Source organism: Psychromonas saccharinae (assembly GCF_051201515.1).
GTDB lineage: Bacteria > Pseudomonadota > Gammaproteobacteria > Enterobacterales > Psychromonadaceae > Psychromonas.
The window spans coordinates 2,420,739-2,445,431 of the sequence record NZ_CP195153.1 but is presented as its reverse complement, the minus strand read 5'-3'; the positions used below and the strand labels follow the sequence as shown (position 1 = coordinate 2,445,431).

General features: G+C 37.3%; 22 protein-coding genes and 1 pseudogene. 20 read left to right on the top strand and 3 right to left on the bottom strand.

Translation table 11 applies throughout. The annotated features are described in order from the left end of the window. Positions 1 to 281: 281 nt before the first annotated feature. The 14 genes from ACR30L_RS10830 (at position 282) to ACR30L_RS10765 (ending at position 17,084) form a co-directional block, all read left to right on the top strand. On the top strand, positions 282 to 2,381 hold the full coding sequence (locus tag ACR30L_RS10830; protein ID WP_435234270.1) for a TonB-dependent receptor plug domain-containing protein: 2,100 nt from the start codon (positions 282 to 284) through the stop codon (positions 2,379 to 2,381). Between the two features lie 10 nt (positions 2,382 to 2,391). Further along, positions 2,392 to 2,937 carry a YfiR family protein gene (locus ACR30L_RS10825; RefSeq protein WP_435234269.1) on the top strand — a complete coding sequence of 182 codons (546 nt, stop codon included), beginning with the start codon at positions 2,392 to 2,394 and terminating at the stop codon, positions 2,935 to 2,937. After that, complete coding sequence (locus tag ACR30L_RS10820; protein WP_435234268.1) at positions 2,934 to 5,006, top strand: EAL domain-containing protein; 2,073 nt, start codon at positions 2,934 to 2,936, stop codon at positions 5,004 to 5,006. Before ACR30L_RS10825 ends, ACR30L_RS10820 begins: the two co-directional genes overlap by 4 nt. Positions 5,007 to 5,123: 117 nt before the next feature. Further along, on the top strand, positions 5,124 to 5,807 hold the full coding sequence (phoB, locus tag ACR30L_RS10815; protein ID WP_435234267.1) for a phosphate regulon transcriptional regulator PhoB: 684 nt from the start codon (positions 5,124 to 5,126) through the stop codon (positions 5,805 to 5,807). A 17-nt stretch (positions 5,808 to 5,824) separates the two neighbouring features. After that, entirely contained in the window at positions 5,825 to 7,117 is a 1,293-nt protein-coding gene (gene phoR / locus ACR30L_RS10810; protein WP_435234266.1) for a phosphate regulon sensor histidine kinase PhoR, read from the top strand. A gap of 393 nt (positions 7,118 to 7,510) precedes the next feature. Then, positions 7,511 to 8,266, top strand: coding sequence for a Nif3-like dinuclear metal center hexameric protein (locus tag ACR30L_RS10805; protein WP_435234265.1), 756 nt, complete (start codon positions 7,511 to 7,513; stop codon positions 8,264 to 8,266). Between the two features lie 32 nt (positions 8,267 to 8,298). Continuing rightward, positions 8,299 to 9,219 (top strand): AAA family ATPase, encoded by a 921-nt coding sequence (locus ACR30L_RS10800; protein WP_435234264.1) that lies wholly within the window; start codon positions 8,299 to 8,301, stop codon positions 9,217 to 9,219. Continuing rightward, positions 9,220 to 10,254, top strand: coding sequence for a DUF58 domain-containing protein (locus ACR30L_RS10795; protein ID WP_435234263.1), 1,035 nt, complete (start codon positions 9,220 to 9,222; stop codon positions 10,252 to 10,254). It abuts the gene before it with no gap. Continuing rightward, positions 10,254 to 12,239 (top strand): transglutaminaseTgpA domain-containing protein, encoded by a 1,986-nt coding sequence (locus tag ACR30L_RS10790; protein ID WP_435234262.1) that lies wholly within the window; start codon positions 10,254 to 10,256, stop codon positions 12,237 to 12,239. The genes ACR30L_RS10795 and ACR30L_RS10790 overlap by 1 nt, the downstream gene beginning before the upstream one ends. A 166-nt stretch (positions 12,240 to 12,405) precedes the next feature. Next, positions 12,406 to 13,512: a 3-isopropylmalate dehydrogenase gene (gene leuB / locus ACR30L_RS10785; RefSeq protein WP_435234261.1), complete on the top strand. Its 1,107-nt coding sequence runs from the start codon at positions 12,406 to 12,408 to the stop codon at positions 13,510 to 13,512. 135 nt (positions 13,513 to 13,647) lie between these two features. Continuing rightward, positions 13,648 to 14,184 (top strand): YaeQ family protein, encoded by a 537-nt coding sequence (locus ACR30L_RS10780; protein ID WP_435237899.1) that lies wholly within the window; start codon positions 13,648 to 13,650, stop codon positions 14,182 to 14,184. Positions 14,185 to 14,266: 82 nt separating this feature from the next. After that, complete coding sequence (gene thiI, locus ACR30L_RS10775; protein WP_435234260.1) at positions 14,267 to 15,721, top strand: tRNA uracil 4-sulfurtransferase ThiI; 1,455 nt, start codon at positions 14,267 to 14,269, stop codon at positions 15,719 to 15,721. Between the two features lie 530 nt (positions 15,722 to 16,251). Continuing rightward, on the top strand, positions 16,252 to 16,449 hold the full coding sequence (locus ACR30L_RS10770; RefSeq protein ID WP_435234259.1) for a hypothetical protein: 198 nt from the start codon (positions 16,252 to 16,254) through the stop codon (positions 16,447 to 16,449). Positions 16,450 to 16,901: 452 nt separating this feature from the next. Continuing rightward, a complete protein-coding gene (locus tag ACR30L_RS10765) occupies positions 16,902 to 17,084 on the top strand; it encodes a DUF1737 domain-containing protein (protein ID WP_435234258.1) in 183 nt (60 codons plus the stop codon). Positions 17,085 to 17,120: 36 nt separating this feature from the next. Here ACR30L_RS10765 and elyC read toward each other — a convergent pair whose 3' ends face one another. Beyond that, entirely contained in the window at positions 17,121 to 17,891 is a 771-nt protein-coding gene (gene elyC, locus ACR30L_RS10760; RefSeq protein WP_435234257.1) for an envelope biogenesis factor ElyC, read from the bottom strand. A gap of 60 nt (positions 17,892 to 17,951) precedes the next feature. Between elyC and ACR30L_RS10755 the strand changes: the two genes are divergently transcribed. From ACR30L_RS10755 to ACR30L_RS10745, 3 genes are all read left to right on the top strand, one after another. Further along, positions 17,952 to 18,725: a methyltransferase domain-containing protein gene (locus tag ACR30L_RS10755; protein WP_435234256.1), complete on the top strand. Its 774-nt coding sequence runs from the start codon at positions 17,952 to 17,954 to the stop codon at positions 18,723 to 18,725. After that, the gene (locus ACR30L_RS10750) at positions 18,722 to 18,946 is read left to right on the top strand and encodes a DUF2835 domain-containing protein (protein WP_435234255.1); all 225 of its coding nucleotides are present in this window, start codon (positions 18,722 to 18,724) and stop codon (positions 18,944 to 18,946) included. Before ACR30L_RS10755 ends, ACR30L_RS10750 begins: the two co-directional genes overlap by 4 nt. 245 nt (positions 18,947 to 19,191) lie before the next feature. Beyond that, positions 19,192 to 20,196: an NAD-dependent epimerase gene (locus ACR30L_RS10745; RefSeq protein WP_435234254.1), complete on the top strand. Its 1,005-nt coding sequence runs from the start codon at positions 19,192 to 19,194 to the stop codon at positions 20,194 to 20,196. A 115-nt stretch (positions 20,197 to 20,311) separates the two neighbouring features. On the opposite strand, the gene ACR30L_RS10740 is transcribed toward ACR30L_RS10745, so the two are convergent. Both ACR30L_RS10740 and ACR30L_RS10735 read right to left on the bottom strand, forming a co-directional pair. Then, positions 20,312 to 20,884, bottom strand: a complete 573-nt coding sequence (locus ACR30L_RS10740) for a PEP-CTERM sorting domain-containing protein (RefSeq protein ID WP_435234253.1) — start codon at positions 20,882 to 20,884, stop codon at positions 20,312 to 20,314. A gap of 240 nt (positions 20,885 to 21,124) precedes the next feature. After that, the gene (locus ACR30L_RS10735) at positions 21,125 to 21,697 is read right to left on the bottom strand and encodes a PEP-CTERM sorting domain-containing protein (protein WP_435234252.1); all 573 of its coding nucleotides are present in this window, start codon (positions 21,695 to 21,697) and stop codon (positions 21,125 to 21,127) included. A gap of 501 nt (positions 21,698 to 22,198) precedes the next feature. Between ACR30L_RS10735 and ACR30L_RS10730 the strand changes: the two genes are divergently transcribed. The 3 genes and pseudogenes from ACR30L_RS10730 to ACR30L_RS10720 form a co-directional block, all read left to right on the top strand. After that, entirely contained in the window at positions 22,199 to 22,531 is a 333-nt protein-coding gene (locus ACR30L_RS10730) for a hypothetical protein (RefSeq protein WP_435234251.1), read from the top strand. Positions 22,532 to 23,067: 536 nt separating this feature from the next. Beyond that, positions 23,068 to 24,057, top strand: coding sequence for an O-antigen ligase family protein (locus tag ACR30L_RS10725; RefSeq protein WP_435234250.1), 990 nt, complete (start codon positions 23,068 to 23,070; stop codon positions 24,055 to 24,057). Positions 24,058 to 24,470: 413 nt separating this feature from the next. Next, positions 24,471 to 24,680, top strand: a pseudogene (locus tag ACR30L_RS10720) (CatB-related O-acetyltransferase); the annotation flags it as partial. Positions 24,681 to 24,693 lie beyond the last annotated feature (13 nt).

The window sequence follows — 24,693 nt, the reverse complement described above, 5'->3', positions numbered from 1 at the left end:
AAAAACTAGTTTTTGATATAGATCTAATCAAATCCTTTTATCACTATTATTTTATATTGTTGATAAGTGTAAATGTTGAACACTGGGTTATACTTAAATTGTGCAAATAAAAAGAATGCTGAGTTCATTAGCTGTAATATTTGAACTATCGACTATGCTATTTGTCTTGATGTCGGTTTTGCTCTTTAAGTGATTGATTAAAGGATTTATTTACACAAACGATAATATTTTATAATCAAATGATACTGCTATTTTATTGAATAACCTTGCTTGAGCACTTTATGACTAAATATCACACACTTTTACTTTCTATAACGGTTTCTTCTTTATTATATTCACAGGCTACTAGAGTACATGCCGAAGAAAACAATGTAGAGTCGTTTAATCTTACAGATCTTCCTAGTCTGGAATTAGATGAGTTGCTCGCAACCGATGTCCAAGTTACTTCTGCAATGAAACGTCTGCAAAATGTATCTGAAACGGCGGCTTCTATTTATGTGTTAACTCATGATGAAATCATATCATCGGGCGTTACATCCGTTGCTCAAGCGTTAAAATTGGTACCGGGCATGCAAGTACGCCAAATTGATAGTAATCAATGGGCAATTAGTACGCGCAGTTCAGCGGGGCGATATTCCAGTAAACTATTGGTCATGATTGACGGGCAAAGTATTTATAATCCTGGTTTTGCGGGGGTGTATTGGGAGGCGCTTAATACACCTTTATACGATATTGAGCGCATTGAAGTTATTCGAGGACAAGGCGGTTTATTATGGGGAAGTAATGCGACCAATGGCGTAGTCAATATTATCACTAAACATACGGCTGATACTCAGGGAGTGTTGACTCAGGTTGAAGCCGGTAATATGACCGATTTCCGTACTAGTTTTAGAATTGGTGGTGAATTTGCTAATTATAATTCATACCGAATTTATGCGGATGTTGATAGTACCGATTCTTCAGATAAAGGAACCGCTGGTCAAACACCGAACGATTCGGGTGAGAAAAAAAATATTGGCGCACGTTTAGATTTAAGTCTCAGTGATGATCTTTCCTTACTCGCTCAAACTGAATATTCCGAAATAAAAATGGGACAAGTGTCGCGATTATTTGATTTGGATACCTATGAGAAAATCTACGTAGATGAAGAAGCTTCTAGAAAACATCTTCAAGTGATGGGGCGTTTAGAGCATAAATTATCATCGGTTTCAAATCAAATGATACAAGCATCGGTTAGCTCTCAAAAAGGTAATCAAAGTTACTATAAAGAACATTTTATAATCAGCGATCTTGACTATCAAATGAATACGTTAATCAGTAATGTACAATTTGATTGGGGAGGAAATTATCGATACATGGATATATCCATAACGGATACCGATTATATTACTAGTATCGATAATATTAATTCTTATCAGCAATACGGTGGATTTGTTCAAGCACAATTTAATCTGATACCGGAAAAATTAAAACTGATTATTGGAGATCGTTCTGAAAGAAATAGTTTTACGGGATGGGAACATCAACCTATGGCCCGTTTACTTTGGAAGCCAAAACCTGATCATACTTTTTGGGGGGCTGTATCTCGAGGGGTAAGGATCCCTTCCTTAATCGAATATAATGGTATTGCAATGGCGAGTGGTATTTCGGTTGGTAAGATTTATGATACGGGAGTTGATTCGATTAATAATTTACGGATTAAGGCTCAAATTGTTGGCAGCTCAGATATTGAGGCCGAAACTTCTATCTCCAAGGAACTGGGTTATCGTCATAATGGCGAAGACTGGGGATTCGATGTTTCTCTGTTCCACACAAAATCGAAAGATGTGACGGTCGTTGAAGAAAGTTATGATGAAGATACTTTTACGGAAATAGCGACATTAATTTATTTGGGAGAATATGACGCGGCTTCAGCATTAATTAATAGCACCACCTTTGATTACAAATTTGTATCTAGTGCAGAGTTAATTACCTATGGCGGTGAGCTTGCTGTTAAATGGCAACCTATTAAACGGCTAAAAACCGAACTAGGCGTTAGTTATACGTCTTTTGAATATAATTTACCTTCGGGAACTCGGGCCGCATTTGGTTTTGACACGGAATTATGGCAAGTGATGGCAAAGGCCGATTATGCGTTAACGCCAACGCATTCGCTCTTTGCGGTATACCATATAGAATCAGGAGATGCTTATGAAACCGATGACTATAGTGTGTTAGATTTAACTTGGAATTGGCAAATTTCGCCAGCTGTTTCATTTTCATTAACGGGAAACAATCTCCTTTATGGATCACATTTAGAATATGCTGATACGAGCCAAACCTATACGGTGCCAACCTATATCGAACCAAGTTACATTGCCCGATTCACGATGGAATTTTAATTAACTAATTATGCCTATATTCGCTAAACTTTTTGCTACGCTTAGTTTGTTGTTGTCCATTATTGGTTCAACACATGCTTATGCTACGCCAAGAGAAGATGCCATTAAATCTGGTTTTATTTATAATTTCGTTCGTTATTCTAACGGAGACTGGTTTGATGCAGATAAAAGTGAACGTTATCTTATTTGCAGTTTCGATACGCAGTTTGTTGAAATTGCTGCATCTACATTAAAAGGGCGTACTATTAACAATCGTCCCGTAGAGCTTAAGTTAATCGAACTTGATTTAGTCGGTTTAAATGACTGTAATACGCTATTTGTTTCGAAGAATTATATTGATTTGTGGACTAAAACATTAATACACCATCGGATGCCTAAATTAATGCTGGTGGGTGAATTTGATGGGTTTATCGAAACCGGGGGACAAATTAATTTCTTTATCGTTGGTGGTAAAGTTCGTTTTGAAGTCAACCAGTTTAGATTGCGTGAAGCGGGAATAGAGATGAGCTCAAAGGTCCTTCGTCTTGGTCGTATTAATAAAGGAGATAATGAATGAAAATACAACGCTCCTTGAATGCGAAACTGTTATTAATGCTAATGTTAGTTGCATTATTTACCAGTATTACGACGACCGTTATTTTTTCGGTTTATGAACTTAATTCAGTTACAGAAACAGAAAAAAGTCGTTTGAATGGCATTGCAAATATACTTGCACCAAATCTCACTGCTGCCGTACTTTTCCAAGATGAATACACGGTGAATGAGTTAATAAAGCCTTTGCTTAATCAAAGCTCTGTTATTAGCGCAGCGGTCTTTGATTCAAACGGCAACATGTATTCACAAATCATTTCAGATGAAACTAATAAAACCAGTTTTCTTAAAGATATCCTAGTAATTAATACCCCATTAGAGATTGACGGGACTAGCTATGGCAAATTGGTGATTAAAGCTGATTATTCAATGGTTGAAAAAAGTTTAGTCTTTTTCGGCGCTTTTTTATTCGGCATTTTAATCGTAACATTACTCCTTAGCTTTTTATTATCCTTAATACTACGCAAAAAACTAATTCATCCACTGTTGCACTTAACAACGGTCGCAGAAGAAATAACTGAAACAAATAAATACAGTATGCGCGCAGAGGTGTTGTCTGACGATGAAGTAGGAGATTTAGCACTTTGCTTTAACTCAATGCTTGAAACTATTGAACAACGTGAACATATTCTTGAAGTGCAAGTTCAACACCGGACTAATGCGTTAAAACAAGCTAATAATCAACTAACTAAACAAGCCAATAGCGATCCGCTGTCAGGTTTACCTAACCGCCGTTATATTCTTGATAAACTATCCAGTTTAATCAGCGATGATTTAAATTTAGATACCAGCACATCGAATGCTTTATTTGATAATAAGTTTGCCATTTTAGGGCTAGACCTCGATGGCTTTAAGGAAATTAACGATACTCTAGGACACGATTCTGGGGATTTACTTCTAATTGCCGTGAGTAAACGTATTTCAAGTATTTTACCTGATAATGCAATGGTTGCTCGCTTAGGTGGTGATGAGTTTATTGTATTAATTGAAAACTTAACAACGCGTTCGCAAATTGAAGAAATTGTGAATGAAGTTCAACAAGCCATTACTAATAGTTTTGTCGTTAAAGGAAAATTGGTTTATGTGACTACCAGTATTGGTATTGCGATATACCCCGATGATGGTCTGACCGTTGAAAAAATCGTAAAATATGCCGATATTGCCATGTATAAATCGAAGGAGATGGGGCGTAATTGTCATCATTTCTTCCACCCGGATTTATTAAATAATTTAGTGCAAAAACGCCAGTTAATTGATGACTTAAGAAGTGGGCTAAAAAACAACGAATTTGAACTTTATTATCAGCCGATTATTGATTTAGATAACGACCAAGTCTACAAAGCTGAAGCTTTATTACGCTGGAACCATCCAACTCGCGGTATGGTTCCTCCCTTAGAATTTATTCCGGTAGCGGAAGAAACCGGTATTATTTTAGAATTAGGAGAATGGATAGCACGCTCTGCGGCGGCTGATTTAGCTGATATACGACGTTATGCCCCTAACTTCCAGATTAGTATTAACGTTTCTCCTCTGCAATTTAAAGGGGATGGCACGTGGATGATTAACTGGTTCGGTTATATGTCACAATTGGGGTTAAGTCGAGATGCCATTATTGTTGAAATTACCGAAAATTTATTGATGGAAAGTGAAGAATCAATGCGTCAGAAATTAATAAAACTAAAAGAGCACGGCACGCGCATTGCCATCGACGATTTCGGTGTCGGCTATTCATCGTTATCTTATTTGCAAAAAATGGATGTGGATTTCCTTAAAATCGATAAATCCTTTGTTGATGAGATTACGAATAAAAGTAACAGTCTTGATTTATGTTGTGCAATGATCATGATGGCGCGGCATTTAAATATTCAAGTGATTGCAGAAGGTATTGAAACGAAACAACAAAAACAAATTTTAGCCGATGCGGGATGTAAATTTGGCCAGGGTTACCTTTTTGCTAAACCGTTGCCGTTACATGATTTTAAAAATAAATTCTTCTTGAATACTTCAAACGTTAAATTAATTCATTCAAATTAACTGACATCTTCATCATTTATATTATCTTTTATGACTGTTTTTATGCGTTTGTAATATAAATGTCACATTGACAAATGATAATGTAGAAATTGATAATAACATGAATAGGTAAAATTAATGGCAAGTCGTATTTTAGTTGTTGAAGATGAAGTTGCAATTAGAGATATGCTCTGTTTTGTGCTTGAACAGCATGGCTATGAAAGCATTGAAGCTGAAAACCATGAAAAAGCGCTAGAAGGCTTGAAAGAACCTTACCCAGATTTAATTTTATTAGATTGGATGTTTCCTGGTGGCAGTGGAATAAAATTATTACAACATCTAAAGCAAGATGAAATCTTACGCCAAATTCCAGTGGTTATGTTAACGGCGCGTGGCGAAGAAGAAGATAAAGTACGTGGTTTAGAAAATGGCGCCGATGATTACGTCACTAAACCGTTTTCACCGAAAGTATTAATGGCGCGCCTTAAGGCTGTACTGCGCCGGGTTAACCCAACCTCGTTAGATGACTCATTAGAAGTTGGCCCATTAAAATTAGATCCTGTTTCGCATCGTGCAAGTATTTCAGATGAAGCATTGTCGATGGGCCCAACGGAATTTAAACTACTTCATTTCTTTATGACCCATCCTGATCGTGTTTACAGTCGTGAACAACTTCTTAATAATGTATGGGGAACCAATGTTTACGTTGAAGATCGTACCGTTGATGTCCATATTCGTCGTTTGCGTAAAGCATTACTTGACCATGAAGGTCTAGTTCAAACCGTCCGCGGTGCAGGATACCGTTTCTCGACTCGCTCATAATATATAGAGTATCTAATTTGAAAACATACACGTGGAAAGGCTTATTTTTTGCTTCTTTGCTTTTTTATATGCCTGTTATTATTGCCGGTTTGATTTTAGGGTTGTTATCTGAATTACTTGCCGTTGCATTTTTTCTTCATATCATTTGGCATTATCTTTATCTTAAAAAATTAAATAACTGGTTGTGGAACAGTAAAAGTACCATTTTACCGGACGGTAAATATGAATGGGAACACGCTTTTATCGGTATTTATAATCTTCAGCAACGTCTACGCAATCGTCGAAAAAAGTTAGCACGTATGATTAGTCGTTTTCGTGAAGGTGCAGAAGCCTTACCCGATGCAGTTGTTGTCTTTCAAAAGGGCGGTGAAATTATATGGTGTAATCGTCTTGCACAAGTTCAGTTAGGTTTTAAATGGCCTGGGGATGGTGGTGAGAATATTACTAACCTGATCCGTAATCCAGATTTTGTAAATTACCTTAAAAATGAAGAATTCCATGAACCATTGGGTATGATTTCACCACTCAATACGGAAAAGTTCCTAGAGTTTCGAGTGATGCCCTATGCGCAAAATCAGCGTTTATTGATTGTGCGAGATATTACCGCGTACCGACAAGCTGATCAGACTCGACGTGAATTTGTTGCTAATGTATCACATGAATTGCGGACACCATTAACCGTTTTACAAGGTTATATCGAAATTCTAAATATGCAGGTTGAATCCGGTACTCCCCAAGGTAAAGCGATTACTGTGCTAGACCAGCAAACCGAAAGAATGTGTTCATTGGTTGAGCAACTTATGGTGTTGTCAAAAATTGAAAGTGCGCCGACTATTGACCTTGATGAACAGGTAGATGTTGCTGCATTATTGGCTCAAATTGAAGACGAAGCCAATGCATTGGGCGAGAAAAAACAACTTACGATTGTCTTTAATATTGATAATCAATTGGGTTTACTTGGTAATGAAATGCAAATTCGTAGTGCAATGACGAATTTAATTTACAACGCAGTCAAGTACACGCCAGTTAATGGCAATATACAAGTCGATTGGTCACGGGCCGATCACGGCGCTTATTTTAGTGTTACAGATGATGGTGATGGTATTTCCCCACATCATATTTTACATTTAACCGAGCGTTTTTACCGTGTCGATCATTCTCGATCTCGTGATACAGGTGGTACGGGATTAGGGTTATCGATTGTTAAACATGTATTAACTCATTACGATAGTGAGTTGCTAATCGAAAGTACCCTCCATGAAGGCAGCCAATTTTCTTTTATTATTCCAGAAAGCTATGTGATTGAATAAAGGTTTCTTTAAGCTTGATGAATGCATAAATTTCTTGGTGCGCGCAGCACACCCTACAAATATAGATTCATTGTTATCCAGCAGGGAGTGCTGTGCATAAAATGTTTCCCAACTGGAATATTCCAATTATATTGTGCTTCACCCACCATGTTTACCAACCTCGAATATCACATGTAGGGTGTGCTGTGCGCACCGTGATTTCCAATCGAGACTTTATAACAACGAAGATGTTTGCCTCTCGTCTTGCCTTTGTATCCGAGCTAGTGACTGATAAACGCATCTTGATTGGTAACGGGTATAAATACTAAAATTTTATCAATATCGTCACTTAAGCTTCTCTTTTACCGAAGGAATCCGCTACACTAGTAACGAAAAAAGTGACGGAGAGCAAGCATGAAAAACAGAAAATTGGCTAATAAACTTGATCAATTCTTAGAAATTCATCAATTTAAAGATTATTGTCCAAATGGTTTACAGATTGAAGGGCGTGAATCCGTCCAGAAAATAATCACTGGCGTAACTGCATCGCAAGCACTGATTGATGTCGCCATTGAAGAAAATGCAGATGCGATACTTGTTCATCATGGTTTTTTCTGGAAAGGGGAAAGCCAAGAAATAGTCGGTATGAAATATAAGCGGATTAAAGCCTTAATTGAAAATGGTATCAATTTGTATGCTTACCATCTCCCTCTCGATGTGCATCCAGAACTAGGTAACAATGCGCAACTTGCGACATTACTCGATATTACCGACCGTCGACCATTAGAACCTTGGGATAAACGTAGTGTTGGGCGGGTAGGTAAATTTGAACAACCCATTTCTCCCGAGCAATTATCTAATCGTATTGAAACGGTGTTAGCACGAGCACCGTTACATATTGATGGCGGTAATGCAGAGATTTCCAGTGTTGCTTGGTGTACCGGTAGTGGACAAGATTTCATTACCATTGCAGCAGAGCAAGGTATTGATGCTTTTATTAGTGGCGAAATTTCAGAGCGTACCGTCCATATCGCACGAGAAATGGGGATTCATTACTATGCTGCAGGCCATCATGCGACCGAACGATACGGTGTTAAAGCCCTAGGTGAGTGGCTCGCTGGTGAATTTGACTTTGATATAAAATTTATCGACATTAATAATCCCGTCTAATAGACACTTCATTTTATAAATTAGGATAAACAATGCAGCCACTCTTAACAGATATTATTTCAGCTGTTGGTAATGTGTTATTAGGTAAAGAGCAACAGGTTAAATTAGCTGTGGCTTGTTTAATCGGTCGAGGACATCTTCTGCTTGAAGATTTACCGGGCATGGGAAAAACGACCTTGGCACATTGTTTAGCGAATGTACTTGGCTTGCAATATCAACGCGTACAATTTACCAGTGATCTATTGCCCGCCGATATTCTCGGTGTGTCGGTATTTGATAAGGCACAATCTGCATTTAAATTTCATCCAGGGCCAGTTTTTACACAATTATTATTGGCCGATGAAATTAACCGCAGTACCCCGAAAACACAGAGTGCATTACTTGAAGCAATGGAAGAAGGGCAGGTAACTATTGAAGGTGAAACGCGGCCACTACCTAATCCGTTTTTTGTGATTGCGACGCAGAATCCGATCTCTCAATCGGGGACTTTTATGCTGCCAGAATCGCAACTTGATCGTTTTTTAATGCGAATTAGTTTAGGTTATCCTAATCATGAATCTGAACGATTACTCCTTGAAGGTGTCGATCCTCGTCGTCGAATTACTGAAATGAAACCCGTGGTAACACCGCAACAACTTGATGATTTACAAAATCAAGTGAGTGCTATTCGATGTAGCGATGCGTTATTAGATTACCTTCAAAAACTAGTACTATTTACCCGTGTTGATGGTCGATTCACCTACGGACTATCTCCTCGAGGTTCGTTAGCTTGGTTAAGTGCAGCAAAAGCATGGGCATTGCTTGATGGACGTGATTATGTCATTCCCGAAGATATTCAAGCCGTTGCGCCAGCCGTATTAGGGCATCGTGTACGTGGTAGTGAGGTTGAACAGGGTCATGAACATCAAGATTTAATACAGTATTTATTATCATCCGTTGATGTGGTTGGTTAAATGAAATATCCGAACTGGTGGCCTCAAAAAAATAAGCGTGTAGAACGTAAATCTTCTGTGCCACCGGTTAGACCACAAAGTCGAGTACAAAAACGATTTTTTAATTGGATAGATAAACGCACACCTTTTGCTAAACAAGCCTCATTAACACGTAAAAACCTGTACATCCTGCCCACCAAAACTGGGATGAGTTTTTTTATTTTAAGCTTTCTTCTGTGGTTAATCGGGACTAGTTATCAAAATAACTTGGTATTAGCGCTAAGTTATTTATTGATCAGTCTCGTTGTTGTGGCTATTTTTCATACCTATACGAATCTCGCTGGTATTGAAGTCAAAGCGTTAGGTGCTAAACCAGGATTTGCTGGCGATAGTATTTATTATAATTTGCAAGTGACTGGTCACCGCGTAAAAAGTCATGATAGCTTGATTATTCGCTGGTGGGATGGAGAACCCGCTGTGTTTAATTTCCCTGCTAATCAGGTTACTCAGATTGAAGTGGGGCTTGAAGCCCATCAACGTGGGATATTACATCCAGGGAAATTATTAATAGAGACCGTTTACCCGTTAGGCATTATACGATGTTGGACGTGGTTGAATCTCGACGTTTCGGCTATTGTGTTTCCCAAACCGCTTAAAGCCCCATTTCCCGTTCAGTTGGTAGGACACAATGAAAATGAACAGGGTGAACAAGTATCCGGTGGCGAAGATTTCTCGGGATTAAAAGAATATCGAGCAGGTGATCCGGTTAAGCATATATCTTGGAAACATTACGCACGTGAACAGGGACTCTATTCTAAGGAATACAGTGGTACACGTAATCATCATAATTGGTTAGATTGGGATGAATTTGCGCATCTTGAGGCAGAACAACGGCTCAGTGCCATGTGTTATTGGGCACTTACCTTTGAGCAACAACAAACGCCCTATGGATTAAGGCTGCCTAGTGTAAAAGTATCACCGGCACTTGGTGATGCTCATAAACTCAAGGTGCTGAGTGCACTTGCCTGTTTTGAGTTATTACAGGGGGAATTGTAATGGATGCGACGAACTCGACCTTTGAGCAACAAAAATTAATTCGTCATGAAAACCTTATTTGGTTAATTGTCGCGCAGGGGATTGTTATTGTCCCACTATTAATCAAACTACCAATTTGGTTGTGGTTACTGTGGCTCGGCGCATTAGTTTGGCGACTAAAAATACATACTGGAAAACTAAAATATCCTTCTTCGATCGTAAAGTTCTTACTTAGTAGCCTTTGTATTCTAGGCTTATTCACGTCTTTTCAAGGCGCCTATGGCGTTGAGTCTATGGTGGGATTCTTGGTTTTCACCTTTATTTTAAAACTATTAGAACTACGAAGTCGGCAAGATGGGTTACTGATGTTGTTTATCAGCTTTATTGCCGTGGGGGCACAATTTCTATTTGCACAATCAATATGGTCGGCGGTTTATGCCATCTTTTCGTGTATTGTCTTAGTCGCCACTTGGCATACCATCTATTTAAACCGAAGCATTCCAGTACGGACAAAGTTATCAAAGGGCAGTGTTTTGTTGCTACAGGCAATACCTTTGATGTTAGTGCTGTTTGTTTTAATGCCGCGTTTGGGACCACTTTGGCGAACCCCCTTAGTACAAAATGAAGCGCATACTGGATTTAGTGATTCGCTTTCACCTGGTGATATTGGTGAGCTTGTGCAAGATAAAGGCACTGCATTTCGAGTCAATTTTTTAGATGCGTCGGCTCCGGCAAGTAGTGATATGTATTGGCGTGGTTTGATATTAGATGATTTTGATGGACGAACCTGGAATATCAATAAACAATGGGTTCGAAACGGTCAAGCTGAGAAGGTAAATGTGTCTCAAGAAGAGATATTAACCTATGAGATTATTGTCGAACCGCATTATTATCAATGGCTCTTTTCCTTGTCTACCCCAGTTAGTATCAATACTGGTCGCGTTAGGGCCAATATTACTAAGGAACGTCTGATTGCAACTCGTCGTCCCTTAACTGCACAACTACAGTACACAGTGCAAAGTGTTGATCCGTCGCATTTAAAACCCGTGGTGTTGTCATCCGTTGAAAAAAACTATTTAACACGATTGCCTACAGGGAATAATCCGCAAACCGTTGCGCTTGCAAAAAGTTGGGTAGCCGAAGGCAGTACGCCGGAACAAATTATTAATAAAGCCCTAGCATGGTATCGACAAGATTTTTATTACACCTTACAACCTCCTTTATTGGGCGAAAACAGTGTCGATGAATTTCTATTTTCATCTAAGCAGGGCTTCTGTGAACATTTTGCCAGTAGTTTTTCCGTGTTAATGCGTGCTGCGGGTATACCCACTCGCGTTGTCGTCGGCTATCAAGGCGGTGTCTATAACGATATTGAGGATTATTGGCGAGTTCGTCAAGCCGATGCACATGCCTGGGCTGAAGTGTGGTTGGAAGGTATCGGCTGGAAACGAATCGATCCCACCAGCGTGGTTGCGCCGCAACGTGTTGAACAAGGTATCGACAATGCCCTTGATAGTAGCGAACGAACGATGGTTGCTGCTGGCCAGTTTAATGCGCCGCAATGGTTAACCAGTCTTCGATACCGTATTGATGCGGCGAATTACCTATGGAGTCGATGGGTACTGAGTTACGATGCTAAAACACAGCAATCGTTGTTAAAAAAATTATTTGGTGGAACGGACCCGGTAAGAATCGGGCTGGTAACTATATCGATTATTTTGTTTTTATTGATTATGTATACCGTTATTGTTATTCGACCTAAATGGCAGTCACGCACACCATTACAACGCGCATTAAGACAATTTGATAAAACCTGTATGCAATGGAAGCTAACGCGCAAATCCGATGAAACCATTGCGCAATTTGCAACTAGGCTAGCTAAACAACAACCGGAGTTGCAAAACAGCTGCGATAAATTAGGGAAATTGTCTCAAGCGGTTTTGTATGGTGGAGATCAGCATTCGCAACAACGGTTAATTGATACATTATCTAAATTTCCCAAATAAATAAGTAATTAACGCCGTTGTTTTGCTCGTTAAATAACCACAAAAAAAAATATACTATAAAAAGCCCAAGTCTGTTTGAAACTAACGAGGGTTTTCCCTATTATGCTTGTACAGAAATTACAATGCTATTTTCGAGAGTTACACATAAATCATTTAGGGAATAAAAATGACAACATATAACATTGCATTACTAGCAGGTGACGGTATCGGCCCTGAAGTAATGAAAGAAGCAGTTAAAGTATTAAACCTAGTTGAAGAACGTAATAAAGACGTAAACTTTGAACTGAACGATGTATTATTCGGTGCAGCAGCTTATTTCGCAACGGGAAAATCATTTCCCGATGAAACTAAAGCAGCGTGTGATAAAGCAGATGCAATTTTAAAAGGTACAATTGGCCTTAATCACGAAGATTCTCAAAAAATTCCCGTTGATGAGCAACCAGAACGTGGTGCGTTATTACCATTACGTCGTCGTTACAATACCTACGCTAATTTCCGTCCAGTTTACCTACCAAAAGCATTAGCGCATTTCTCTCCATTAAAAGAATCAATTATCGGTGACGGTATCGATATTATGATCATCCGCGAATTAGTGGGTGGCTTATACTTTGGTGAAAAAGAAACCGGTGTTGATGAAAACGGTAAACGTTTTGTACGTGAAGTACTTGAATACGATGAAGATCAAATTCGTCAAATTATCAAAGTTGGCTTCGAAGTTTCAATGAAACGTAAAAAAGTCATGCATAATATCCATAAATCAAATGTATTAAAATCAAGTGTACTATGGAATGCGATTGTTGAAGAAGAAAGCAAAAACTACCCAGAAGTAGAAGTTAAAAACATCCTAGTTGATGCTGCTGCAACGTACCTATGTTTGAATCCTGGCATGTTTGATGTAATGGTAATGGAAAACATGTTTGGTGATATCTTAAGTGACCAAGGCGGCGGTATTTTAGGTTCACTTGGCCTAATGCCTTCAGCTTGTAAAGGTCCTGAAAAATCATACTACGAACCTTCACATGGTAGTGCACCAGATATCGCAGGTAAAGGTATTGCAAACCCATATTCTATGATCGGTTCAGTGGCACTGATGCTTGAAATGAGCTTTGGTATGGAACAAGAAGCGAAAAATTTATGGGCAGCAATGCAAAGTGTATTTGCGAACGGTTACTCAACGTCAGATCTATCTAAACCAGGTGAAGCTAATCTTGTTAGCACTGCTGAGTTTGGTGATATGGTGTGTGCAGAACTTAAAAAAATGCCAATCGCATAAGAATAAATCAAAGTATTGTTTGATAAAAGCCACGTTCATTCGTGGCTTTTTTATTTGAACAGCATCGTGATTTCAAAACTTGTAGGGTGTGTCATGCGCACCATATCCAAAATCATTTCAACAATTGGAAAAACAATGGCACTTAAACCAACCATCTTTAAAATGAATATTAATCTTTCGGATCTTAATGAAGATCGTTATGAAACGATTAACCTAACCGTTGCACAACATCCTTCAGAAACAACCGAACGTATGATGGCCAGAGTGTTGGCGTATTGCTTAAATGCGCAGGAATTTTTAACATTCACAAAAGGGTTATCGGTTGCAGATGATCCTGATATTTGGGCAAAGAATTTTTCAGATGAGTTTTTATTGTGGATTGATGTGGGGGAGCCAGCCTTTGAACGAATTAAAAAAGCATCGCGTTTAGCCAAGCAAATTAAAATTTATAGCTTTAATACAAAATCTGATGTGTGGTGGCAACAATCCCAACCGGATTTTTCTAAGTTGCCTGTGGATGTATTTCAGTTTCCATTTGAACAGATTCAACAATTAGCGAACCTAGTACAACGCACAATGTCCTTATCTATCACTATCAGTGGCGACTCTCTCTATGTTGCGGGCGATTCAGGGGAATGTGAAATAACCTATGGCGTACTGCAATCCCATTAATAAAAATTAACTCAACCCTTTGCCTCGACAACTGCACAGGGTATAATCCGCCCCCTTAATTAATTAGCACAGTGATCACACCATGAAATTTATTGTAAAACTTTTCCCAGAAATAATGATGAAAAGTCGTCCAGTTCGTAAACGTTTCAGCAAAATGCTACAGGGGAATATCCGAAATGTTTTATCTCGCTATGACGAACAGGCAAAAATAATACTTGAATGGGATAAGATCATTGTACGAAGTGATAATGATACGCCGGAAAATAAAGCGACATTAATTCATATGTTAAAAAGTACACCGGGTATTGCTTTCTTTTTAGAAGTAAAAGAAACAGCTTACACGGATTTACATGATATTTATGAGCAAGCAAAAACGCATTTTGCCGATGAACTTGCAGGTAAGACTTTCTGTGTACGTGTAAAACGTATTGGTAAACAAGATTTTTCATCTATTGATGCTGAACGTTATGTAGGCGGTGGTCTAAACCAACATACTGATGCACTTGGCGTTAAATTAAAAGGCGCAGATATTACCGTTAATCTAGAAATAAATAACGATAAATTATTTATAATCGATAAACGCCATGAGGGATTAGGTGGTTTTCCATTAGGAACACAGGAATCTGTATTATCGCTTATATCCGGTGGCTTCGATTCTGGTGTATCAAGTTATCAATTACTTAAACGTGGCTCACGTGTACATTATTGCTTCTTCAACCTTGGCGGCGCAGCACATGAAATTGGTGTTAAACAAGTGGCTTACCAATTATGGAATCGTTTTGGTTCTTCACATCGAGTTAAGTTTATTTCAATTCCCTTTGAACCGGTCGTGGCTGAAATTTTAGAAAAAGTCGATAATGGTCAGATGGGGGTGATATTAAAACGAATGATGATGCGTGCAGCAAGCCTTACTGCAGAGCGTCTTGATATCGAAGCATTAGTCACAGGGGAAGCATTAGGACAAGTTTCAAGTCAAACCCTACGTAATCTGTCTGTTATTGATCAAGTGACTAATATGTTGATTTTACGTCCACTGATTGCGACAGATAAACAAGATATTATTGACTGTGCCCGTGAAATTGGGACGGCAGAACTGTCTGAAACGATTCCTGAGTATTGTGGTGTTATTTCACAACGTCCAACCGTGAAAGCGGTAATGAAAAAAATCGAAAAAGAAGAAGCAAAATTCGATTTATCATTAATTGAAAAAGTTGTCTTAGAAGCAAATGTATTAGATATTAAAGACATCGCAAAAGCAGCACAGGAAGAAGTTGCAGAGGTTGAATCCGTTACACAATTTGCCGAAAACGAAGTGATTTTAGATATTCGTTCAAGTGATGAAGAAGAGGAATCACCACTTGAAATTGAAGGCGTAACCATTGAACACTTGCCATTCTTTAAGTTGGCCAATAACTTTGAAAAATTACCTCAAGATAAAACTTATTTACTCTATTGTGAACGCGGTGTAATGAGTCAGTTGCAAGCGCTATATTTAAAAGAAGCAGGTTTCGAGAACGTAAAAGTATATCGCCCTTAACACCATAATCTAGGGTGCGCAGTGTATATAGCACCCTACAAGAATAACTTCAGTTAGGCATTCCGGATTCAGGACTTCAGTCCTGTGGTTTGTTTTGGTGTTATTTGGCGTTTATTTTGGCTTTATAAATGCGCATCAAGTAGGGTGTGCTGCGCGCACCAAGATCAAAGAGTAAACTACCAAATCGGTGCGCATAGCACACCTTTCAAGAATAACTTCAATTAGGCATTTCGGATTCAGGACTTCAGTCCTGTGGTTTTGTTTTAGTGTTATTTGCTGTGGATTTGGCTTTGGTAAATACGCATTAAGTAGGGTGTGCTGCGCTCACCAAAATCAAAGAATAAATTACCAACCGGTGCGCATAGCACACCCTACAAGAACACCTCAGTTAGGCATTTCGGATTCTGGGCTTCAGTCCTGTGGTTTTGTTTTAGTGTTATTTAGCATTTATTTTGATTATAAAACAACCTGCGGGACTGAAGTCCCGGTTCCTTGGGTTTGGTAATTATGCAGTAAGTAGGGTGTTCTGCGTGTACCAAAATCAAAGAGAAAACTACCAACTAGTGCGCATAGCACACCCTACAAGAACACCGCAGTTAGGCATCTCGGATTCAGGACTTGAGTCCTGTGGTTTTTTTTTGGTGTTATTTGGCGTTGATTTTGATTATAAAACAACCTGCGGGACTGAAGTCCCGGTTCCTTGGTTTTGGAAATTACGCCGAAAGTAGGGGGGGCTGCGCACACCAAAACCAAAGAGAAAACTACTAAATCGGTGCGCATAGCACACCTTACAAAGATATCTTCAGTTAGGCATTTCGGATTCAGGACTTCAGTCCTGCGGTTTTGTTTTAGTGTTATTTAACGTTGAATTTGATTGTAAAACAACCTGCGGGACTGAAGTCCCGGTTCCTTGGGTTTGGTAAATATGCATTAAGTAGGGTGTGCTGCGCGCACCAAGATCAAAGAATAAACTACCAAACCGGTGCACATAGCACATCCTACAAGTGTATCCTTAGTATATTGTTTTATATATAACTTGGTGGTGATTTGCATGGTATTGCAAGTGGTGCCACTAAGTGATTAAATTAAATAAATAATTGTTTTTGTTAAGCTCGACCTTTATCTCTTATAAAAATGTATCTATGATAAATGGGTGTTAAATAAAAAGAAGGAGAGTAATATGCCAGATAGAAAAGAAAAATATAAACTAATCACCGGCAAAGATGACGCTGAATTTTGTAAACGTATTACTGCATTTCTGGATGATGGATACGAATTATACGGTTCACCTACCATGGCATTTAATGGTGAGTACATGGTGGTTGCTCAAGCCATTATAAAATCTAAACCACAGTTAGTCTAAACAAGTAAGGGCTAATAGTATTTAGCCCTAATGCACTTAGAAGAATGATTTAACCCAATTCTGTAATCGCCCTACATATTCATGCCACGCCTTTGTCGAGTTATCCAAATTATGTGCAGAGGGTAAATAATAATGCAAAGGTATTTCACCGTTCCTGGTTGGTGCCATAAAATTTGCCGGTGCAGCGATAGGACCCGTTCCGTATTTATAAAATAACTGCATTGCACGATCCATATGTGTTGCTGAAGTGACTAACATTGATTTCTTACCACGAATCATCTCCGACATTAATCTGGCTTCATCATCTGTATCTTGAGTATTATCTAGTCGAATAATATTACGACTAGGGACGCCAACACTCAGTGCTAATGTTTCAACTAATTGCGCATGAGATTGTAGATCTCCAAACCCAGAACCTGATACCACTAACTTAGCATTCGGATTTGCATGATAAATCCGTAGCGCTTCCATAAACCGGCTTAATGCGGTGGCTGAAAGTTGACCTGTAATAGGCAATGAAGGATCTGCAACACCACCCGAACCCAGCAATAAAATGTAATCGACATGTTGTGCAAGTTTTGCTTGCATTACCGGTGGGTGTTTACGTTCTAAGGGGAGTAATAAAGATTGTGAAACAGGCAATAGACTTAATAGTAGTAACCCACTAAAACTAATAACTAAAAATAGCTTTGCTGCTTTTTGTTTTTGCGTGAAAAAGAGTAATATAAGGCCGATTAAAAAGACCAATAAAAATAAAGGTAAGGGCATAAGTAAACTGCCAACCCATTTTTTTAAAATAAATAACATTGTCATCATTACCGCTAGTGAAAGAAAAATTAATTCTAGCATTTATACGGAAAAATAGATTTGTCTGACCATAATTTCGATCCGATCGCACAAAAATTTGTGAACAATATATACGGTACAACCAAGGGTAAAATACGTAGTGAAATAATTTGGTTAGAATTACAGCATTGTTTAGCTAATCTACCGCAACGACCATTACGAATTTTAGATGCGGGCGGTGGATTCGGTTATTTCAGCCAGAAATTAGCTGAATTAGGGCATCAAGTTGTGCTTTGTGATATATCAAGTGAATTATTAAAAGTAGCTAAAAATCAAATAGCAGATAAGCCCTACGCTAAAAATATAGAAATACATCATTGTGCTATTCAAGAGCTTAATCAGGTGGTTAGTGGACATTTCGATTTAATCTTAAATCACGCTGTTTTAGAATGGTTATCCGCACCTAAGGAAACATTAAAAGGCTTATTAACATTTCTTTCACCAGAGGGGCTGCTCTCTTTGATGTTTTATAATCGAGAAGCACAACGTTTTTTTAATCTTATTTCTGGGAATTTAGAATTTGTTGCTAAAGATATGGTCAGAAAAAAAGTCGTTCGACTAACACCGACACATCCATTAGATGAAAAAGAGGTGATAAGTTGGTTAACCGAATTTGATATGATCGTCACTCGAAAAGCTGGTGTACGTGTTATTCACGATTATTTAAAGGATAAAAACATAAGTCATGATAAATTTGATTTGTTATTAACGATGGAAAAACAATATTGCCATCAGGAACCCTATGCATCACTTGGCCGTTACACACATTTAACCGTGAAAGGTATGACCGAATGAAACAATTTTATTTTCGTTTAAATATTTCTTATTCTGCCTTTGAGCAATTATATAAAACTCCAAATACAGTTGTTAAAGTACGCGAAGAGTCAGGGAAAATGCTACAAATTCCAGCGAAGCGCTTTGTACCTTATTTTTCGCAGCTTGGTGTAAGAGGGCGTTTTCAATTAACACTTGACGATAATAATAAATTTCAATCATTACAGTTGTTAAATCAATAACCCGGAGCGCATAAATACACCTTCAAGAAATTAGGCTATGCGCTCCAATTTAAAAATATTTAAACAAGACAACAACGTAGGGTGTGCTTTGCGCACCAAATTTAAATATTCGATCAGTTTTCACAACAAACCTCTCTACAATGTCAAATACATCCTTCATAGATTGATTCAAGCTTTATAAAATTAGCCAATGAGTATATGATTCAACGATCTATAAAGAATAAGTAATTAGGTAATAAAAAAGTATGAAATATTTAGTAACGGGCGCGGCTGGATTTATCGGTAATTTTGTTTCAGAACGTTTATGTGAAGAAGGACATGACGTAATTGGATTAGATAATTTAAACGATTACTATGATCCCAATTTAAAATTAGCGCGTCTTAAGCGTTTAGATAAATTTACTAACTTCACGTTTGTTAAAATGGACGTTGCAGATCGCGAAGCCATTGCTAAATTATTTGAAGAACAAAAATTTAACCGAGTTATACATCTTGCTGCACAAGCAGGTGTTCGTTATTCGATTGAAAACCCAATGGCTTATATTGATGCGAACCTTGTTGGTATGGCAACCATTTTAGAAGGGTGTCGACATAATAAAGTGGAGCACCTAGTCTATGCATCTTCAAGCTCCGTGTATGGAATGAATGAAAAAATGCCTTTCTCGACGGAAGATGCCGTTGATCATCCGGTTTCATTATATGCCGCTACAAAAAAATCCAGCGAATTAATGGCACATAGTTATAGTCACTTATATAACATCCCTACAACAGGTTTACGTTTTTTCACCGTATATGGTCCATGGGGACGTCCAGATATGGCACCATTCCTATTTACCGATGCGATTGTAAATGATCGTCAAATCAAAGTATTTAATCATGGGAAAATGAAACGAGACTTCACTTACATTGATGATATTGTTGAAGGCGTCATAAGAATTCAAAATGTTATTCCTACTCGCGATGAAACTAACACAAATACGTCGCCAGCATCCAGCAAAGCACCTTACAAAATATTCAATATTGGTAACAATGAACCAATTGCCTTAATGCGATTTATTGAATCAATTGAAAAAGCGACTGGCAAAATAGCCGACAAAGAATACTTTCCAATGCAAGCAGGTGATGTGCCAGCAACCTATGCTGATATAGATAGTTTACAGAAAGAGGTTGGATTTAAACCTGCAACGGACATTGATTATGGTATGCAGCAATTTGTCGATTGGTTTAAAGGATATTACAAGATTAAGTAAGTGTTGTCGGTTTTTTTTACGCAGTGTTTTGTAAATAAATAAGTTTCACATAAGTAAAAACGGCTTCGAAAGAAGCCGTTTTAGTATAAGTTATCTTATAATGATGATTGTTGTCTTAAACGTTAGTGTTTTTACGACGACGAACACCAAATGCAACAAGACCAAGACCTAATGCAATAACCATGCTTGGCTCAGGAACTGAAGTTGCTGTACCAGACCAAGCTACACCAGTTGCTAAACCACCGTTATTATCAACATAAAATGTTAGATAATCACCAGCGGTAATATAAGCACTGCTTAATAGAGTTGTGATATCTGTGTAAGTAGTCCATGCGTCTGTGATAGACGTTGTTGTTGAATCAAAAATAACGTCAGTACCAATAGTGATAACTAGATTGTCATCATAGCTAACGAATAATGAATCAATAGAGTAATCGCTACCAGTTGCGCTGAAGTCATATTCATAAATGGAGTATTCTGCACCTGATACATACCATGCGTTACCATCTTGAATCCAAGATGCACCATCAGTAGGCTCAACATAAGTATAAAAGTCTTGATCAGTTAAATCACAACTTGAACTAGTACATACGTCATCTAAACCAGATGTGAAACTGATAGTAGAAGCAAAAGTAGAAGCAGAAGTAAGTAGTAATGCAGCTGTAGCTGCTGTTTTGAATAAATTCATTAAGTTCTCCAAAAAAATCCGTTTAATAAAATAAATGATGAGTAATAATAATTACCATGGAGAATAATAAGCATAATGCGTGCCGGTTTTTCAAGTGATTGTTTTATATGGCTTATGTTTATATTGCAATATGAATTTGATTCGAAGTGTTAAAAATTCCGACATTAAATGTTATTAAATTAGAAAGTTTTAAACGGCCTAAAAAATAAGCCGTTTTAATGTTAAAAACGGTAATTTGTCTTATGCATCGTTATTTTTACGACGACGAACACCAAATGCAACGAGACCAAGCCCCAATGCGATAATCATGCTTGGCTCTGGAACTGAAGTTGCAGTACCCGACCATGCAACTCCCGTTGCTAGACCACGGTCATTGTCAACATAAAAAGTCAAATAATCGCCTGCAGAGATAAATGTACTAGTTAATAAGCTAGTTACATCCGTATAAACAGTCCAAGGGTCAATAATACCTACTGTTGTTGAATCAAAAATAACACTAGTACCACTTGTAATAATGACATTGTCATCAAAAGTAATGGATAGTGAATCAATAGAGTAATCAGTGCTAGATGTGCTGAAATCATATTCATAAATTGAATATTCAGCATGTATATTAAACCATGCATTATTATCTTGAATCCAAGATGCACCATCACCAGGAGCTACATAAGTATAGAAGCTTTGATCCGTTAGATCGCAGCCGGTTGTGGTACAAACATCATCCAAACCAGAAGAGAAGCTAATTGTAGATGCAAAAGTTGAAGCTGATGTTAGTAATAATGCTGCTGTTGCCGTTGTTTTTAAAATATTCATATGACTCTCCAAGAAATCCATTTTAGTTTTAGTTGAATGTACAGTATGTGTTGCCATTATGTTAAAGCATGTTACATGCCATTGTTTCAAGTTGTTGTTTTTATATAATTAATTTGTATTTTTTATGAATCAAGTATGAAATGTGTAAGAAAATCTGACAAATAATGATGGGTGGTGGCGAGAATGAATATTTTAAAACATAGCTAGATGATTGATCGAGTTTATTATGAAAAGGACTGTTGTTAGAGATATTTTGAGCGTAACATTATTAGGTTGTGTTTATTTTTAAAACGATTAAGATCTTTTTTATATTGCTTTAGTATTTTTTACTTAGTTGAAGCAATATTCGTTCACTATTTAATGTCTGTTGTGTTGACTTATATCTCAATCTTAAATTAATGTAATGGACAAAGATTTATTATTTAGATAGTGACAAATAAAATTTTTCACAATAAAATAACATTGTAGAGAAATAATTCATATTGTTAGGAGAATAGACGTATGGACATGAAAAAAATAGCAATCGTTGCTTTAGTAGGGGCTTTGCCTTTTACCAGTACATTTGCGACTAACGGTTATTCCTCGAATAACAAAAGTTACTTTTCTTCAAAATCTAACAGTAAAAATTATGTTAGTTCGAAATCTAGTAGCAAATCTAACAGTTACAAAATGACCGGAAAATATGCGACGGTTTATTACTATTCAAATAAAAATAGTGGTAAATCCTATGGCAAAAAAGGTTATAGTAACAAGAAGAATCATGGGCATGGTCCATGGTCATCTGGTGTAGGCTGTGGTTCAGGAAGTGGTGGTCACACTGCTTCAAGAAATTAGCCTTTACTATTTTAGTAGCTATAGAACTATATAAATAGTCGGTTTTCGGACCGGCTATTTTATTTGTAATTGATTATAAATTTTAGACAATAAACATTAATTACAAAAGAATATAAAGACTCTGGACGAGTTGTACTCTTCATAAATAATTAACACAGGATGTGTATGATACTTTATTTTGTTAATTTCCAAGCTTTGTTGATGAACAACGAACAATGTTAAATAAATTAGCCTTTTATTTACTCTGTTTTATCATTTGGTTTGCACCCATTCCTCTTGGCGCCAACCGACCGTGGTCGTGGGGCATAGTTGAGTTTTTAATTTCTTTAAACTCACTTATTCTTTGTGTTAGTCCAAATTTTAAACACTTCTTAGCCAAAGTTAAATTCGTCACTTTTATTTTTAGTATAATATTTTTGGTACAGGTTTGGGTTTTTTTTCAATGGCTTGGGTTTTACTTCCCCGCATATTCTCCCTTGAATACTCTTGATCCAATTCAAACTGAAATAGCTTTGATTAAAGGGTTAAGTTTATGTTTGTTTATCATTAACTTTAGTTTTGTTGTAGATTCCACTAAACGAATCAGGCAACTTTGTTGGGTCATCATTACCGCTGGGTTAACACAAGCTATTTATGCGATCTTTCTACAATACTCTGGTTGGGAATCTAGTCTTTTAGGTTTGAATATTGGAGACAGAGCATCTGGTTCATTTGTTTATCAGAATCATCTTGCTAATTATTTGTTGTTGTGTTTGTCGATTGCCATCGGCTATTTAATAGGTTCACTCGAAGGGGTTAAGGCCACGACAAATAAACAAAAACTCGTCAGTATTATTGAAACTTTATTGAGTACAAAATGGGTAATACGAATAGCCATTATTATAATGGTTGTCGCACTGATTATGACCCGTTCTCGCATGGGGAATTCTGCTTTTTTTGTTTCTTTGTTAGTGTCTAGTGTTTTAGCTTTACTTTTAATGAAGCGTCCACCAAACACACTGAAGTGGTTGATTGTTAGCTTAATTGCTTTAGATATGGTGATTGTCGGAACTTATTTTGGTGTTGATAAAGTAAAAGAACGTTTAGAAGCAACATCATTTCAAAGTGAAACACGAGATAATGTTGTTGAAGATGCAATGCCTTATATAAAAGATTATTTTATAATTGGTAGTGGTGCTGGCACTTTTTATTCTACATTTTTACAATATCAAAGTAAGGTGTACAACGACTTTTACGATCATGCACATAATGAATACGTTCAGTTTATTGTTGAGTTTGGAGTCATTCCTAGTTTTTTAATGTTCTATATGATTTTAATTATTTTTTGGCGCGCCATTAAATTTTTGCGCCAATCAAATAATAATTTAAGTAAGGGAATTTCAATCGGTACTTTAATGTCCTGTTGCTGCATGATTATTCACGCAACCGTTGATTTTATCCTTCAAGATTTTGCCATAGCAATTTTGTTCATTACTGTCTTAAGTTTATTTAGTGTAATGCGCTCTGATAAAGTCACTAAAATATAGACGGTTTTAATTCTTTAATTTATTAATTTTCATTTGAAATTAATACAGGTGGTTAATTTATGAAACATCGTATTCTCTGGTTAATTCGAGCTTATTTTTTGAAAAATATTAATGTATTTTGTCATTGGCTTTCTTTTGTTGATAAAACATCAGAGTTAAGTGGTCATAATTATTTAGCGCAACGTTCAAAAGTAATTAAATCAAAACTTGGTTTGTTTTCTTATATTAATTTTGACTCTATTGTCTCTAACAGCGAAGTTGGTCGTTTTTGCTGTATTGGTCCTGAATCATGGGTTGGTGGTATTGGTAGTCATCCGACTGATTGGAAATCTACTCATCGTATGTTTTATTCGAGTAACAATCCCGCCTGGAAAGGTTTCGCTTATAAAAATGATTTTACCGAAGTAAAAAAAACAATAGTCGGCAATGATGTCTGGATTGGTGCAAGGTGTACTATATTGGACGGTGTGACGATTGGTGATGGAGCCATAATAGCAACAGGTTCAATTGTTGTTAAAGATGTTTCACCTTATTCTATTGTCGGTGGGGTGCCGGCTAAAGAAATCAAGAAAAGATTTGATGATGAGACTATATCTGCTTTATTAATTGAAAAGTGGTGGGATAAACCCATTAAAG